This is a genomic window from Kribbella sp. C-35, from assembly GCF_046549195.1.
In the GTDB taxonomy this organism is placed as follows: domain Bacteria; phylum Actinomycetota; class Actinomycetes; order Propionibacteriales; family Kribbellaceae; genus Kribbella.
Genome location: NZ_JAJPWG010000004.1, coordinates 311,686 through 326,534, shown reverse-complemented (window position 1 = coordinate 326,534; position 14,849 = coordinate 311,686). Strand labels below are relative to the sequence as shown.

The 14,849-nt window shown below is 68.3% G+C and carries 19 protein-coding genes; 14 read left to right on the top strand and 5 right to left on the bottom strand.

The window, feature by feature from the left end; genetic code table 11:
* The first annotated feature begins 7 nt into the window (after nucleotides 1-7).
* The 4 genes from ACLJOO_RS27455 to ACLJOO_RS27440 all read left to right on the top strand — a co-directional run bounded on the left by ACLJOO_RS27455 (nucleotide 8) and on the right by ACLJOO_RS27440 (nucleotide 2,237).
* On the top strand, nucleotides 8-463 hold the full coding sequence (locus tag ACLJOO_RS27455; RefSeq protein ID WP_410790278.1) for a Mov34/MPN/PAD-1 family protein: 456 nt from the start codon (nucleotides 8-10) through the stop codon (nucleotides 461-463).
* A gap of 2 nt (nucleotides 464-465) precedes the next feature.
* Nucleotides 466-744, top strand: coding sequence for a MoaD/ThiS family protein (locus ACLJOO_RS27450; RefSeq protein ID WP_410790277.1), 279 nt, complete (start codon nucleotides 466-468; stop codon nucleotides 742-744).
* A 6-nt stretch (nucleotides 745-750) separates the two neighbouring features.
* A complete protein-coding gene (locus ACLJOO_RS27445) occupies nucleotides 751-1,698 on the top strand; it encodes a PLP-dependent cysteine synthase family protein (protein WP_410790276.1) in 948 nt (315 codons plus the stop codon).
* A gap of 62 nt (nucleotides 1,699-1,760) precedes the next feature.
* The gene (locus ACLJOO_RS27440) at nucleotides 1,761-2,237 is read left to right on the top strand and encodes a DinB family protein (RefSeq protein WP_410790275.1); all 477 of its coding nucleotides are present in this window, start codon (nucleotides 1,761-1,763) and stop codon (nucleotides 2,235-2,237) included.
* 113 nt (nucleotides 2,238-2,350) lie between these two features.
* Here ACLJOO_RS27440 and ACLJOO_RS27435 read toward each other — a convergent pair whose 3' ends face one another.
* Nucleotides 2,351-2,689 (bottom strand): hypothetical protein, encoded by a 339-nt coding sequence (locus ACLJOO_RS27435; RefSeq protein WP_410790274.1) that lies wholly within the window; start codon nucleotides 2,687-2,689, stop codon nucleotides 2,351-2,353.
* A 192-nt stretch (nucleotides 2,690-2,881) separates the two neighbouring features.
* On the opposite strand from ACLJOO_RS27435, the gene murI reads away from it, so the two are divergent.
* The 5 genes from murI (at nucleotide 2,882) to ACLJOO_RS27410 (ending at nucleotide 7,525) form a co-directional block, all read left to right on the top strand.
* Nucleotides 2,882-3,685 carry a glutamate racemase gene (gene murI, locus ACLJOO_RS27430; protein ID WP_410790273.1) on the top strand — a complete coding sequence of 268 codons (804 nt, stop codon included), beginning with the start codon at nucleotides 2,882-2,884 and terminating at the stop codon, nucleotides 3,683-3,685.
* Between the two features lie 129 nt (nucleotides 3,686-3,814).
* Nucleotides 3,815-4,561: an MBL fold metallo-hydrolase gene (locus tag ACLJOO_RS27425; RefSeq protein WP_410790272.1), complete on the top strand. Its 747-nt coding sequence runs from the start codon at nucleotides 3,815-3,817 to the stop codon at nucleotides 4,559-4,561.
* Nucleotides 4,542-5,372: an alpha/beta fold hydrolase gene (locus tag ACLJOO_RS27420; protein WP_410790271.1), complete on the top strand. Its 831-nt coding sequence runs from the start codon at nucleotides 4,542-4,544 to the stop codon at nucleotides 5,370-5,372. Before ACLJOO_RS27425 ends, ACLJOO_RS27420 begins: the two co-directional genes overlap by 20 nt.
* Before the next feature lie 60 nt (nucleotides 5,373-5,432).
* Entirely contained in the window at nucleotides 5,433-6,929 is a 1,497-nt protein-coding gene (locus ACLJOO_RS27415) for a DHA2 family efflux MFS transporter permease subunit (protein WP_410790270.1), read from the top strand.
* Nucleotides 6,926-7,525: a TetR family transcriptional regulator gene (locus ACLJOO_RS27410; protein ID WP_410790269.1), complete on the top strand. Its 600-nt coding sequence runs from the start codon at nucleotides 6,926-6,928 to the stop codon at nucleotides 7,523-7,525. Before ACLJOO_RS27415 ends, ACLJOO_RS27410 begins: the two co-directional genes overlap by 4 nt.
* On the opposite strand, the gene ACLJOO_RS27405 is transcribed toward ACLJOO_RS27410, so the two are convergent.
* Together ACLJOO_RS27405 and ACLJOO_RS27400 are read right to left on the bottom strand one after the other, a co-directional pair.
* Nucleotides 7,506-8,330: an SAM hydroxide adenosyltransferase gene (locus tag ACLJOO_RS27405; RefSeq protein ID WP_410790268.1), complete on the bottom strand. Its 825-nt coding sequence runs from the start codon at nucleotides 8,328-8,330 to the stop codon at nucleotides 7,506-7,508. The genes ACLJOO_RS27410 and ACLJOO_RS27405 overlap by 20 nt on opposite strands.
* Before the next feature lie 166 nt (nucleotides 8,331-8,496).
* Nucleotides 8,497-9,669 (bottom strand): Gfo/Idh/MocA family protein, encoded by a 1,173-nt coding sequence (locus ACLJOO_RS27400; protein ID WP_410790267.1) that lies wholly within the window; start codon nucleotides 9,667-9,669, stop codon nucleotides 8,497-8,499.
* 146 nt (nucleotides 9,670-9,815) lie between these two features.
* Here ACLJOO_RS27400 and ACLJOO_RS27395 point away from each other — a divergent pair, with 146 nt between their 5' ends.
* Genes ACLJOO_RS27395 through ACLJOO_RS27380 form a run of 4 tightly spaced genes read left to right on the top strand, consistent with a single transcriptional unit; the run spans nucleotide 9,816 to nucleotide 12,601 of the window.
* Nucleotides 9,816-10,679, top strand: coding sequence for an SGNH/GDSL hydrolase family protein (locus ACLJOO_RS27395; protein WP_410790266.1), 864 nt, complete (start codon nucleotides 9,816-9,818; stop codon nucleotides 10,677-10,679).
* 10 nt (nucleotides 10,680-10,689) lie between these two features.
* A complete protein-coding gene (rph, locus tag ACLJOO_RS27390; protein WP_410790265.1) occupies nucleotides 10,690-11,406 on the top strand; it encodes a ribonuclease PH in 717 nt (238 codons plus the stop codon).
* Nucleotides 11,403-12,008: an RdgB/HAM1 family non-canonical purine NTP pyrophosphatase gene (gene rdgB / locus ACLJOO_RS27385; RefSeq protein WP_410790264.1), complete on the top strand. Its 606-nt coding sequence runs from the start codon at nucleotides 11,403-11,405 to the stop codon at nucleotides 12,006-12,008. The genes rph and rdgB overlap by 4 nt, the downstream gene beginning before the upstream one ends.
* Nucleotides 12,009-12,010: 2 nt before the next feature.
* Nucleotides 12,011-12,601, top strand: a complete 591-nt coding sequence (locus ACLJOO_RS27380; protein ID WP_410790263.1) for a hypothetical protein — start codon at nucleotides 12,011-12,013, stop codon at nucleotides 12,599-12,601.
* Here the strand turns inward: ACLJOO_RS27380 and ACLJOO_RS27375 are convergent.
* Together ACLJOO_RS27375 and ACLJOO_RS27370 are read right to left on the bottom strand one after the other, a co-directional pair.
* Complete coding sequence (locus ACLJOO_RS27375) at nucleotides 12,598-13,194, bottom strand: transcriptional regulator (protein ID WP_410790262.1); 597 nt, start codon at nucleotides 13,192-13,194, stop codon at nucleotides 12,598-12,600. The genes ACLJOO_RS27380 and ACLJOO_RS27375 overlap by 4 nt on opposite strands.
* Entirely contained in the window at nucleotides 13,191-13,574 is a 384-nt protein-coding gene (locus ACLJOO_RS27370; RefSeq protein WP_410790261.1) for a hypothetical protein, read from the bottom strand. The genes ACLJOO_RS27375 and ACLJOO_RS27370 overlap by 4 nt, the downstream gene beginning before the upstream one ends.
* 73 nt (nucleotides 13,575-13,647) lie before the next feature.
* On the opposite strand from ACLJOO_RS27370, the gene ACLJOO_RS27365 reads away from it, so the two are divergent.
* Nucleotides 13,648-14,766, top strand: coding sequence for a PEP/pyruvate-binding domain-containing protein (locus tag ACLJOO_RS27365; RefSeq protein WP_410790260.1), 1,119 nt, complete (start codon nucleotides 13,648-13,650; stop codon nucleotides 14,764-14,766).
* Nucleotides 14,767-14,849 lie beyond the last annotated feature (83 nt).

Here is a 14,849-nt window from a genome sequence, read left to right as displayed (position 1 = left end):
TGGAGGCGTGTTGGTGATCGAGAAGGCGACGTATGAGGCGATCGTCGCGCATGCCCGGAAGGATCATCCGGATGAGGCGTGCGGGGTCGTCATCGGGCCGGAGGGGTCGGATCGGGCCGAGCGGTTCGTGCCGATGCTGAACGCGGCCATGTCGCCCACGTACTACCAGTTCGACGACGAGGACTGGAAGCAGCTCTACAACGAGATGTGGGACCGGGACGAGGAAGCGGTGGTGATCTACCACTCGCACACCGCGACCGAGGCGTACCCGTCGCGGACCGACATCGACCGGGCTCAGGAGCCGAACGCGCATTACGTGCTGGTCTCCACCCGGGGCGGCGCCCACTCGCAGTCGTACGACGGGCCGGTCGAGTTCCGGTCGTACCGGATCGTCGGCGGTGAGGTCACGGAAGAAGCAGTACGCGTGGTTGGTTCTTATGCGGAGACAGAAGGAGAGCACTGAAGATGGCGATCGAGCTGCGCGTGCCGACGATCCTGCGCACCTACACCGGTGGCGCGAAGGCGGTCAGCGGTGACGGCGTGAACCTGGCCGAGTTCATCGACAACGTGAACGGCGTCCACCCGGGCCTCAAGGAGCGCATCGTGGAGGGCGAGCCGGAGGAACTGCGCCGGTTCGTGAACGTGTACGTGAACGACGAGGACGTCCGGTTCACCGGCGGCCTGAAGACCGAGGTCAAGGACGGCGACATCGTCGTCGTACTGCCTGCCGTCGCGGGCGGCTGAGTCCCGATGCGCTTCGACAACCTGCTCGACTCGGTCGGCGGCACCCCGCTGGTCGGACTGCCGCGGTTGTCGCCGTCGGCCGACGTACGGCTCTGGGCGAAGCTCGAGGACCACAACCCGACCGGGTCGATCAAGGACCGGGCCGCGCTGCGGATGCTGCTGGACGCCGAGAAGGACGGCCGGCTGCGCCCGGGCAACACGATCCTCGAGCCGACGTCCGGCAACACCGGCATCTCGCTCGCGATGGCGGCCAAGCTCCGCGGGTACCGGATGGTCTGCGTGCTGCCGGAGAACACCTCCGAGGAGCGCCGCCAGATCCTGCGGATGTGGGGCGTCGAGATCATCTCCTCCCCGGCCGCGGGCGGCTCCAACGAGGCCGTCCGGGTCGCGAAGCAGGTCGCGGAGGAACACCCGGACTGGGTGATGCTGTACCAGTACGGCAACCCGTCGAACGCGCTCGCGCACTACGACGGCACCGCGCGGGAGATCTTCGAGGACCTGCCGTCCGTCACGCACTTCGTCGCCGGCCTCGGCACCACCGGCACGCTGATGGGCGCCGGCCGGTTCTTCCGTGAGCACAAGCCGGAGGTGCGCATCGTCGCCGCCGAGCCGCGGTACGGCGAACTCGTCTACGGCCTGCGCAACCTCGACGAGGGCTTCGTCCCCGAGCTGTACGACGAGACACTGATCGACGCCCGCTTCTCGGTCGGTCCGCGCGACGCCGTCCGCCGGGTCCGCGAACTGCTCGACAACGAAGGTATCTTCGCCGGCATCTCGACCGGCGCGATCCTGCACGCGGCGCTCGGCCAGGCGGCCAAGTGCGTGCGCGACGGCGAACAGGCCGACATCGCGTTCGTGGTCGCGGACGGCGGCTGGAAGTACCTGTCCACCGGCGCGTACGAAGGCACGATCGACGAGGCAGAGGACCGCCTCGAAGGCCAGCTCTGGGCCTGAGCCCTTGCCGCTCTGGCAACTTTCCGTGCTCGAAGCACAGACCGGACGGCACCCTTGGCCGGGTGAAGAGACGTGATGCCGGACCGCCGGCGACCGGGCCGGGCGAGCGCGACGTACTCCTCGGCTTCCTCGACTACCTCCGTACGTCGGTCGCGGCCAAGGCGGAGGGTGTGCCGGAGGATGAGGTGCGCGCACCCGGCGTACCGTCCGGGACCAATCTGCTCGGGCTCGTGAAGCATCTGACCGCGGTGGAGCGGCACTGGTTGCTCGGGCATGAGGTGCCGAACTGGCAGGCCACGTTTCGCGCGGGAGCTGACGAGACGGCGGCGGAGGTGCTCGCGGAGTACCGGGAGACCGGGGCGGAAGCCAACGCGGCGGTCGCGGCGTGGGACGACCTCGCCGTACCGGGGCCGCGGCCGGGCAGGCGTACTGCACCGTCGCGGCGGTGGACGCTCGTCCATCTGATCGAGGAGACCGCCCGGCATGCGGGGCACGCCGACATCCTGCGCGAACAGCTCGACGGCCGAACCGGACGCTGAACCTTTCGGTGCAGGAGTGAGGGGAACCGGAGCGGCGGGCGGAGGGCCGGTCCGGGGTTGGTGATGCGTTTTGTTGCCTTGAGCAACCTGCAGGGGTGGTTACGTCATGTTTCCTACGGTTGTTTGAACAGGACCTTGCGGCCGAGTCGGGGATGGACGCCGCGGCCCTTGCAACTGTTGCAGGGGCGTTGGGCGTAACTGAAGATGCTGCCGCGGTGCCGGCCGGCACCCTTGCACCTGTTGCACTTGGCATTGGGGTGCAGCGACAGCGAGACGACGTACGCAGCGAACATCGCCATCAGCGCCAGCAGCAGGAGTCCCGTCGGTCCGATGGACGACAAGATGTCCGCGGCTGTGCCGTTGTTCGACTCCGTGGCCTGACTGGCCGCTTGGCCTGCGGCGGCCATGTGGTCGGGCTGCGGAGTTGGTGCGGCGGTGGTACCGATTACCACCGCGAGGTGATGCATCAGATCCATGGCATCACGAGGGGCGGTCGAGCAAACATCGCTCCAGAGTGGCGCGCATCACGCGAAAAGGCAATTCCATAACGTAAAGATGTGGATAACCTCGGCGTGTCGTTCCCAGCGGTTAGGTAAGGCTGCACTTCGGATCTGCCCGGTCGCGGACCTGTATAAGCTCTTCCCGTGGCAGACGCACCGGTGGGGATCTTCGACTCAGGCTTCGGGGGACTCACCGTCGCCCGCGCGGTACTCGATCAGTTGCCGCACGAACCGATCCTCTACCTGGGCGACACCGCGCGGCAGCCGTACGGGCCGAAGCCGATCGCCGAGGTCCGCGAGTACGCGCTCGAATGCCTGGACCATCTCGTCGAGGCCGGCGTGAAGATGCTGGTGATCGCCTGCAACTCCGCGAGTGCCGCGATGCTGCGGGACGCTCGCGAGCGGTACGACGTACCGGTCGTCGAGGTGATCCTGCCGGCCGCGCGCCGGGCCGTGGCGGCGACGCGGAACCAGCGCGTCGGCGTGATCTGCACGAAGGCGACCGCGCAGTCGCTCGCCTATGAGGACGGGTTCGCGGCCGCGCCGCAGGTGGAGCTGTTCACGCATGCGTGCCCGAAGTTCGTGGACTTCGTGGAGTCGGGCGTGACGTCAGGACCGGAGCTGCTCGAGGCTGCCCACGAGTACCTGGACCCGCTGGTCGAGGCCGGCGTCGACACGTTGATCCTCGGGTGCACCCACTATCCGTTGCTTACCGGCGTCATCTCGTACGTGATGGGCGACAACGTCACACTGGTCAGCAGCGCCGAGGAGTGCGCGAAGGACGTGTACGGCGTACTCACGAAGACCGGCCTGCTCCGCCCCGACCACCTCCCGACGCCCGCGCACCGCTTCGTCACCACGGGCAACCCGGCGGAGTTCGCCGCGATCGGCTCCCGCTTCCTCGGCCCGGCCCTGTCGAACGTGGACCAGTTCGCCTGGGTCCGCTGACGAGTGTGATTCAAGTCGCACCCGGACGTTGTCCAAGGCACCGGAAGCGGCCGGGATGCCTGTGTGGTAACCGAATCGACGCCACCGGTCGTCCTGCGCGGGGGTCGACTCGCCGGTAGGGTTCCAAGTATGAAGCTCACCGTGATCGGTTGCTCCGGGTCTGTGCCCGGGCCGGACTCGGCCGCCTCGAGCTATCTGGTCACCGCCGACGGGTTCAACCTGATCCTGGACCTCGGCAGTGGCGCGCTCGGTTCGCTCCAGCGGCATGTCGCCGTACCGGAGATCGGGGCGATCTGCCTGTCCCACCTGCATCCTGACCACTGCATGGATCTGTGCGGGTTGTACGTCGCGGCGCGTTACGCGCCGGGGGCCCCGATCCCGCGGATCCCCGTGTTCGGGCCGCCCGGTACGTCGGAACGGATGGCGCTGGCGTACGACCTGCCGCTCGATCCCGGGATGGAGGAGGAGCTGGAATTCCATGCCTGGCAGGACGTTCAGCAGATCGGGCCGTTCACGATCCGCACCGCGCGGATGGTGCACCCGGTGCCGGCGTACGCGATCCGGGTCGAGCACGGCGGCAAGTCGCTCGTCTACACCGGCGACACCGGGCCCAATGACGCGTTGGTCGAGCTCGCTCGCGGCGCCGACGTACTGCTGTCCGAGGCCGCGCTGCCGGACAACGAACCGAACAATCCGATCGACCTCCACCTGACGCCTGCTGACGCCGGTGAGCATGCCAAGAAGGCCGGTGTGAAGCGGCTCGTGATCACGCATGTGCCGCCGTGGTACGACCGTGTGACGCAGGCCGAGAACGCCCGCCGTACCTTCTCCGGACCGGTCGAGATCGCTACCCCGCATGCCGTTTTCGACATCTGACGGCGTTCGGTTGTGGACCGCAACCACCGGTTCGGCGACCGGTCGGCCGGCGGTCGTGATCCTGCACGGCGGCCCGGGCCTGTGGGACGACTACGCGGTGCTCGCGGAGATGCTCGAAGACCTCGTCGTCGTACACCGTTTCGACCAGCGCGGCTGCGGTCGCTCGGACCCGTCCGACGTGCAGACGCTGGCCCGGTCAGCGCGCGACATCGACGAGCTCCGTGCGTACTTCGGTCATGAGCGGATCATCGTGATCGGTCACTCCTTCGGCGCATCGCTGGCGATGACGTACGCCGCGACGTACGGCGATCACGTGGCCGGCGTCGTGTACCTGGACGGTGTCGGCATCGGCGACTGGCGTACGCACGACGCTGCGGAACGGGCGCGCCGGATGACCCCTGACCAGCAGGACCGGCTCGACGACCTCTCGGGCCGCGCGCGCACGCCGGCCGAGGAGATCGAGTTCCGCGTGCTGTCGTGGTTTCCCGATCATGCCGACCGGGAGCGCGCGATGGAGTGGGCGTACGCGAGCGCGTCCGTCGACCTCCCGATCAACTTCGCCGCCAACCGCGCGCTCTCGGCCGATATGAAGAGCCGGACGCCGGAGGAGGTGACGGCACAGGCCGCGTCGATCCAGGCCCCGGTCACCTTCATCCACGGCGCCGGCGACCCCCGCCCGGCCTGGGCCGTGCGCGATCTCGCCGGCCATGTCCCGAACCACACCTTCCACCTGATCCCGGATGCCGGCCACTCGCCGTGGCTGGAGCAGCCGGACCTGGTCCGGGAGGTGCTGCGCAGCGCCGTACAGTAGACAGATCGCAAATCTGAGATCTACTCTCAAATTAGAGCTGATCTCAGAAAGGTGTTTGTCATGCTGGATCCGCGGCGGTGGTGGGCCCTGGCGGCGATGTCTCTCAGCCTGATCGTGATCGGGCTGGATCTGACCGTGCTGAACGTCGCGTTGCCGACGTTGGCGACCGATCTGCAGGCATCCACAAGTCAGCTGCAGTGGTTCGCGAACGCGTACACCCTGGTGCTCGCCTCGCTGCTGCTCCCGGCGGGACTGCTGGGGGACCGGTTCGGGCCGAAGCGGCTGATGCTCGGGGCGCTGGTGGTGTTCGGGCTGGCGTCGGCGGCGTGCGCGTTCGCGGACTCTCCAGGTCAGTTGATCGCGGGTCGCGCGGCGCTCGGGATCGGGTCGGCGTTCCTGATCCCGCTGTCGATGTCGTTGCTCAACCTGTTGTTCGCCCCGGAGGAACGACAGCGGGCGATGACGATCTGGTTGATGGCGAACTCGCTCGGCATCCCGCTCGGGCCGTTGCTCGGCGGCTGGCTGCTGGATCACTACCGCTGGGGTTCGATCTTCCTGATCAACCTGCCACTAGTTGCAATCGGACTAGTTGCAGTGGCCCTGTTGATCCCGTCGACGAGCGGTCATCGGTCGCGGCGGATCGACGTACCGGGCATCTTGCTGACGGCGGCCGGACTGGTCTGCCTGACGTACGGGTTCATCGCCGCGGGTGAGCACGGCTGGGGCTCGGCATGGGCGCTTGGCGGAATCGCGGCCGGCGTGGTGTTCCTGACCGCGTTCTGGGCGTGGGCGCGGCGTACGGCGGATCCGTTGGTCGAGCTGTCCTTGTTCCGGTCGGCCGGGTTCACCTGGGGCACGGTGCTGGCGACGCTGGCTTCGTTCGCGCTGGTGGGACTGCTGTTCGTGCTGCCGCAACTGTTCCAGGCGGTGCAGGGTGCGGACGCGTTCCAGTCCGGGCTGCGGTTGCTGCCGATCATCGGCGGGATGCTGATCGGGGCGAAGGTCGCCGAGCGGCTCGTCGAGGCGGCCGGGGCGCGGGTCTCGGTGGTCATCGGGTTCTCGTTGATGCTCATCGGGCTGGCGCTCGGAGCGTTCACGAAGGTCGGCGACGGCTACGGGTTCACCGCGATCTGGGTCAGCCTGGTAGGCGTCAGCATCGGCTTCACGCTGCCCCCGATGAACGGGCTCGCACTCGCGGCGCTGCCTCTCGACCGGAGCGGCTCGGGATCCGCGTTGATCCAGGCGTCGCGCCAGGTCGGCGGGACGCTCGGCGTCGCGATCCTCGGCACGGTGCTCAACGCGGCGTACCGCAACCACCTGGACGTCACGGGCCTTCCGCCCGCGGCCGCGGAGGCCGCGCGGGACAGCGCTTCGGCGGCGGTCGCGATCGGTTCGCCCGACCTGACCCGCTCGGCTCGCGCGGCGTTCGTCGACGGTATGGACGTGACGCTGTGGGCGTGCAGCGGCCTCGCGGTGGTGTCCATCGTGCTCGCGCTGGTCTTTCTGCCCCGCCGTACCCAGGCAACCGCACCGGAACTTGCGACAATCAAGGTATGAGCGGGTTGCGGGAGCGCAAGAAGGCGAAGACCAGGGCGGCGATCCAGGAGCACGCGCTGCGGCTCTTCCGAGACCAGGGGTACGCCGACACTACGGTCCAGGAGATCGCCGACGCGGCCGAGGTCTCGCCGGCCACGTTCTTCCGGTACTTCCCGACCAAGGAGGACACCATCGTCCTCGACCGGCTCGACCCGGTGATGATCGAGCTGTTCCGCAACCAGCCGCCCGAGCTGAGTCCCACCGAGGCTCTCCGGACAGCGATCCGCGAGGCCATCGGAGTCCTGACCGAGGACGAGTGGGAACTGGAGTCCGAGCGCCAGCGCCTGGTGATGAACGCACCCGAGCTCCGGGTCCGGATGCTCGACCAGCTCTACGAGGGCATCGACCTGCTCGCCGAACTCGCCGCCGAACGGGTCGGCCGCGCCCCGGACGACTTCGCCGTCCGCGCCTGGGCCGGCGCGGTCGTCGGCGTCGTCATGGCGACCTACCAGTCCGCCGTCGACGCACCGATGCCGACCTACCTGGCCACCATCGACCGAGCGTTCGAGTTCCTCGCCGCCGGCCTTCCTCTGGAGTTCACGCCACCTGAGCGGTGACCTCCTCCAGCAACGCGTCACCCGGCCGCAGACCGAAGTACTCGGCCGCCGATCCGCCGCGGATGACGAGTTCGGTGAAGCCGGTGCCGGAGCTGCCTGGGATGATGCCCGGTGCGTTCCGCGGTACGGCGGTCAGGTGCGGGTAGCACCTGACGTCGACGATCGTCGTACTGCCGTCATCGTTGCGCTGGGCAACGGGTAGCGTCGTGCCGGGGACGAGGTCGAGGCGCTGGTCGAGCTTGCAGTTGCCGAAGTTGTCGACGACGCTCACGGTCGGTTCGTCGTCGAGGATCTCGGGTACGGCGGTCTCGGTCGCCGGGACAGCGCGGCCGTCGGCGACCCATTTCGCGAGCAACGGCAGGTACCACAGGCTCCGGAACTGGGTGCCGGCGATCTTCTCGACGTCATCCGGCGCGAACCCGGCGGCGGTGACCGCATCGCGGATGTCGGTGACGTAGACGTGGTCGATGCCGAGCTCACGCCGTACCAGGGAAAGCACGCGGGCGTTGAAGGTGCTCGCGACCAGGTGCTTGCCGTGCCAGAAGAAGCAGAACGGTACGCCGTTCGGCCAGACGCCGTCGCGCGGCGCGATGTTCAGCAGCGTGATCGTCGGATGGCCCTCCTCGCCCAGCAGCTCGAGAGATTGCAGGCAGTCGAGCAGGGTGAGGGCGGCGAACGACTCCGGATCGGGTCCGTCGGCGGCGACGACGGTCGGCGACTGGCCGAACAGGGCGCCGATCCGGGTGCTGAGTCTGGCGCGGGCGTTACCGTCGAAACAGTCGGTGATGTAGGTGATCGGGTACATCTCAGGCTCCAGTGGTGTGCAGCGGGTCTTGGGAAACGAAAGAGGCCCCCGACATCGGGGGCCTCTCGCTGCAAGCACACGTGCCTACGCCGCTGAAGTCCTCCCGCATCGAGGGCTCAGCATTCGCATCGCGGCGTACCTGGTCACGTCGAAGAGAATAACACCCTCACCGCGTCTGCCCGTTGTCGAAATAGGCGACCAGGGCCGGGTCCAGCGCCGGGACGTCCTGCGGTACGCCGTTCGCGCGCAGGGACTGGGTGGCGGCGTAGCCGGCGGCGACGGCGGCGCGGGCCGCGACCGGGGAGGTGAGCGTCGCGCCGCCGTCGCGGACGAAGTTCACGAACTCGGCGACCAGGTGCGGGTCGGCGCCGCCGTGGTGCTCGGTCTCACCGGCGATCTCGACGACCTGGTCGGCGTCCTCGCGGTACCCGGAGCGGCGGCTGTTCCACACCTTCACGACCCCGCCCGCGGTGTCACCGAAGTTCTCGAGCCGGCCGTGGGTGCCGATCACGGTGTAGTTGCGCCAGTAGTCCGGCGTGTAGTGGCACTGCTCGTAGGTGAGGAACACCCCGTTGTCGAGCAGCAGGTTCGCCATCGAGAGGTCCTCGACGTCCATCACCGGCGCCAGGCCCTTCTGCTCCAGCGGCGGCCAGTTGTCGCTGGACACGAAGTCCTTGAACCGCTGGCCCGTCCGGTCGAGCCGGTCGGTGATCCCGCCGTACAGCGTGAGCGCCCCCATCGCGTTCACCCGGGTCGTGTAGCCGCCGGCCAGCCAGTGCATCACGTCGATGTCGTGAGCGCCCTTCTGCAGCAGCAGACCGGTGGTGCGGGTGCGGTCCGCGTGCCAGTCCTTGAAGTAGAAGTCGCCGCCGTGGCCGACGAAGTGCCGGCACCAGATCGCCTTCACGTCGCCGATCGCGCCGTCCTGGATCAGCTTGCGCATCGTCAGGACGACGGGCATGTGGCGCATGTTGTGGCCGACGTACAGCCGGGCGCCGGAGTCGTACGCCGCCTGCAGGACCCGGTCGCTGCCCTCGGTGGTGATCGCCAGCGGCTTCTCCACGAACACCGAGACCCCGGCCTCGAGGAAGTCGATCGCCGGACCCTCGTGCAGGTCGTCGGGCGTGGTCAGGAACACGCCGTCGAGCTTCTGGTCGAGCAGTTCGGAGTGATCGGCGTACGCCGTGGCGTCCGGGTACAGCTCCAGTGCGAGGTCCCGCTGCCCCGCGACCGGGTCACAGACCGCGACGACTTCCGAGCCCTCGCCGGGACGGTGCGCGTACTGCGCGATGCGGCTGCGCGCCCCGAGCCCCACCACGCCAAACCGAAGATCAGTCATACCAGGCAACTCCTGCACATAGTTGTTTGCAACAGCCTAACTCCGAGCAATTCTGGCAAGCAATCACCGATCCTCCAGCTGGAATTGCCTTGGTGGTCATCCGCCGCACATCGAGGTCTCGCTCCGTGCGCTCACCATGGCGGAATGTGAGCCTCCACTACGTGGCACTGGGGGACTCGACCACAGTAGGGGTCGGGGACCCGATGAACGGCAGCAGTACGACCGACCTGTCCGGTGCCGGTGCGCGCCCGGGCGAGGGGTGGCGGGGCTGGGCCTCGCTGCTCGCCGACTCCCTGGCCAGCACCCACCGTGTGACGTTCTCCAACTTCGCGACCAGCGGCGCCACCGTGCCGGTCGTCGCGACCGAGCAACTGCCCTCGACCGGCGACGGTCCCATCGACCTTGCCTCTCTGATCGTGGGCGTCAACGACACCCTGCGATCGACCTTCGACGCCGGGCGGATCCGCGACAACCTCGACCTGATCGCCGACCGGCTGACAGCGCGCGGCGCGCTGCTGCTCACAGTCCGGTTCCACGACCACGGGCAGGTCTTCGGCCTGCCGAAGTGGCTGCGCCGGCCGCTCTGGCGGCGGATCGAGCAGGTGAACGTGGTGTTCGACGACCTGCACGCGCGGTACGGCGGGATCCGGCTGGACATGGCCGACTACCCGGAGGTGTACCGCCGGGACTTCTGGAGCATCGACCGGCTGCACCCCGCCGAACGCGGTCACCGGAAGCTGGCACGGGCGTTCGCCGACGAGCTGGCGGTCCGCGGCGTGCGTATCGACGTACCGCCGGACCTGGACTGCGCCTATCGGCCGCCGAGCAAGTGGGCGGACGCGGTCTGGCTGGTGAAGGAAGGCGTGCCGTGGGTCGGGCGGCGGGCGAACGACCTGGTGCCGTGGGCGGCGCGGATGGCGGTCACCCAGTTCGGCCCGGTCCGCCGATCGGCCGCCCCGGTCGCGCTGCACCCCACGTCCAATGCGGAGGTCCGGCGTTTGGAGGCATAGGGTCTGATTCATGGCCCGTATTGATGGACGTAATGCTGACCAGCTCCGCCCGGTGACGATCACCCGGAACTGGCTCGACCACGCCGAGGGATCGGTGCTGGTCGAGTTCGGGCGGACCCGGGTGCTGTGCGCGGCGAGTGTGACCGAGGGCGTGCCGCGCTGGCGCAAGGGCTCCGGCCTCGGCTGGGTGAGCGCGGAGTACGCGATGCTCCCGCGGGCCACCAACACCCGCTCGGACCGCGAGTCGGTGAAGGGAAAGATCGGTGGCCGCACCCACGAGATCTCCCGGCTGATCGGCCGCTCGCTGCGGGCCGTGATCGACTACAAGGCGCTCGGCGAGAACACGATCCTGCTCGACTGCGACGTATTGCAGGCCGACGGCGGCACCCGGACCGCGGCGATCACCGGTGCGTACGTCGCGCTCGCGGACGCGGTGTCGTTCCTGCGGGAGCGGAAGCTGCTGAAGAGCGAGCCGCTGACCGGGACGGTGTCCGCGGTGTCGGTCGGCATCATCGACTCGGTGCCGATGCTGGACCTCTGCTACGAGGAGGACGTCCGCGCCGAGACGGACATGAACCTGGTGATCACCGGCGACGGCAAGTTCATCGAGGTGCAGGGTACGGCGGAGGGCGCGCCGTTCGACCGTTTGGAGCTGGACAGCTTGCTTGAGCTCGGTACTTCGGGCTGCGCGGAGCTGGCGAAGATCCAGCAGGAGGCCCTCGCGTGACCAGGGTTCTGCTTGCCTCGAACAACAAGAAGAAGCTCGAGGAGCTGCGGCGGATCCTGACGCCGATCGTGCCCGGGATCGAGGTGCTCGGGCTCGGCGACGTACCGCCGTACGTCGAACCGGCCGAGACCGAGCCGACGTTCGAGGGCAACGCGCTGCTCAAGGCACATGCCGCGCTCGCCGCGACCGGGCTGCCGTCGATCGCCGACGACAGCGGGATCTGCGTGGACGCGCTGAACGGGATGCCCGGCGTGCTGTCCGCGCGGTGGTCGGGGCCGGCGAAGGACAACCACGCGAACAACCTGCTGCTGCTCGGGCAGCTCGAGGACGTGCCGGACGAGCGTCGCGGTGCGTCGTTCGTGGCGGCGGTCGCGTTCGTCCGGCCGGACGGACCGGACGAGCTCGTGCTCGGCGAGATGCGCGGGTCGGTGATCCGCTCGTTGCGGGGGACCGGCGGGTTCGGGTACGACGTACTGTTCCAGGCCGACGGGTACGACCGCACGACCGCGGAACTGTCGATCGAAGAGAAGGACGCGATCAGCCACCGCGGCAAGGCGTTGCGCGAACTGGCCCCGATCGTGGCGAAGGCGTTGGGGAGCTAGAGATGTTGTTCGCTGGATCGGACAAGGACGGCGTTGAGAGCGGCCAGATCACCGTGGCGTACCGGCGATGGGCCGAGCCGCGCGTGGTCGAGGGGCGGATCTACCGGACGAACGCGGGCCGGATCGAGATCGACAGCATCCGCCCGGTGAATCCGGACCTGATCGCCGACAACGACCCGGACGTGGCACTCGCCGACCGCCAGAACGCGAAGGACGTACGGCGCCGGCTGCGCGGCGACGACACGTTGCCGACGTTCCTGATCCGCTTCCACCTGGTCGAGGGTCCGGACCCGCGCGAGGAGCTGGCCGCGCAGTCTTCGCTGTCGGAGGCTGATGTGGCCGATCTACGGGAGCGACTGGATCACTTCGACCAGCTCAGCAACCACGGTCCCTGGACCGAGCAGACGCTCCGCTTGATCGAATCCACACCGGCTACGCGCGCGGCGGACCTGGCGGCATCCGTCGGGCGCGAGACGGCGCCGTTCAAACTCGACGTACGCAAACTCAAGAACCTCGGCCTCACCTACAGCCTCGAGGTCGGCTACCAACTCACCCCCCGCGGCGCTGCCTACTTGGACGCTTTGGGCAACTAGTCGCCGCGGTGCAGGTTGAGGGTGGCGAGTAGGTCTTCGTGGAGTTCGAACCAGACGCGGTGGCAGGAGTCGACGTCGCTGCGGTCGACCCAGGCGGTCTCGCCTGCTGTGGCGCGTGCCAGTGCGTGTGAGAACCTGCGGTCGTACCCGCTGAACCGGGGCAACACCTGCGTCAACCGCTGGTTGATGCCCCCGAGCGCACCGTCGATCACCTTGAGCTCGTGCAACACTCCTGCATCCCACGCGACGTCCGAGTGATCATTCGCCGCCAACGGATCGCCATCTGTCGGCCGCAGTTGCCAGTCTGTGCAGGCCTGTTGGAGAAGGGTGTTGAGTGGCAGAAAGTCGGCGTGCACCTTGCGGATAGCGTCCACGTCGGTCAGCTCCGCCTTGAGCAGGCGCTCGTTCTCCGTGCGGCCCGCTTCGGTGAGTGACCAGCCCGACGTACCCGCGAAGCTGCTGTACGTCGCCCACCCGCGCGCCTCGGCGTCCTTCAAGTCGTCCTCGACGCCCTGCAGTTCGAAACGTCGCGCGATCGCCTGCGTGTCCGCGAACCCCAGGAGCCGGACCGCGTGCAGCACCAGGAGCATCATGAGTCCTGCCGTGCGACCAGGCGGTTGAACCGTTGCTGACAGGCCTGCGGCGAGCTGAACCCCATCGCGTCGGCCATCTCCGCCCAGGTCAGCCCTGCGCTCCTGGCCATGAACAGCAGCCCGGCCTCGACCTCGTCAACCTCCGCCCGGGCAGCCGGCAACAACGCTAGCGCCGCTAGCAGATCGTCGTCGCTCAAGTCAGCGGCCCGCCAGGCCGCGAACTGCGTGAAGTCCACCGCAGACAACGGGATCGGCGCCGGCCGCCACGGGCGGGCCGGCAGGTCCCTCGCGCCTAGGGCGAGCAGTTGTTCCCGCGCCTCGCGCTGGCGCTCGGCCTGTTCCTGGTCCGCGGTCGCCGCCGCGTCCTGCTTGCGTCGCATCCGCCTACAGTGGATCATCAACAGAATGTTGTCAACATTCCGTTGTCAACGTTTCGTTGATAGGAGCCGTTGAATGCTGGTGCCGCTCGAGGACGCAACCACCGACCGGTGCGGCGCGAAAGCAGCCACCCTCGCCACCCTTCTCCAGGCCGGCCTCCCAGTCCCCGAAGGCATCGTCATCCCGTTCGGTACCCAGCAGGTTGATGATGGGCTCATCGACGGGCTCTTGCGGTGGCTTGGGAGCGTGGGTGATCCTCCGGTCGCCGTACGGTCATCGGCCGCGAACGAGGACACCGCTCTCGCGTCGGCAGCGGGCCAGCACGACAGCTTCCTCGGCGTACAAGGGATCGCTGCTGTTGTTGACGCCGTACGCGCCTGCTGGGCGTCCGTGTGGTCCCCGCGCGCAACGGCGTACCGCAACGGCTCCGAGGCTCCGGCGATGGCCGTCATCATCCAGCGCCACCTGGACGCGGACGTCTCCGGCGTGATGTTCACCAACGCGAACGGCCCCACCCTGATCGAGGCCTCCTGGGGCCTAGGCCCAAGCGTCGTAGAGGGCCGAGTAACCCCCGACCGCTACCAGGTCACCGCATCCGGCAAAGTCACCCGCACCATCGCCGACAAGCTCACATCCCTAGACCGCCAAGGCGCAACCCTGACCGTCCGCCAGGTCCCCGCCGCCCAACGCCGTACGCCGACCCTCTCCAACGCAACCGCCGCACAACTAGCAGCCCTAGCCCAAAGGGTCACCACGCTCCTAGGCGCCCCCCAAGACATCGAATGGTCCCTAACCACCAACACCCCCTGGCTCCTACAATCCCGCCCCATCACAACCCAACCCCCCGACGCGACTCTCGCAGGTGACCGCAGCGACCAGCACCTGCTGACCGGCATCCCAGGCAGCCACGGCACCGCAACCGGCCCCGCCAGAGTCGTCCGCGGCCCAGCCGACTTCCCCACCGTCCGCCCCGGCGACATCCTCATCTGCCCCTTCACCGACCCCGCCTGGACCCCACTCCTCTCCATCGCGGCCGGCGTAGTCACCGAACAAGGCGGCCTCCTGTCCCACGCCGCCATAGTCGCCCGAGAACAAGGCATCCCCGCAGTCCTAGCCGTCCCCGCAGCAACAACCCAAATCCCCACCAACACCCCAACCACCCTCAACGGCACCACAGGCACCATCCAGCTCTGACCGGTGCATTCCAGTTGAGTGAGGGTTTCGAACGATCCACCGTTACCTATAGCCAGAACCGCTACTCACCGTTACTGTTTCGG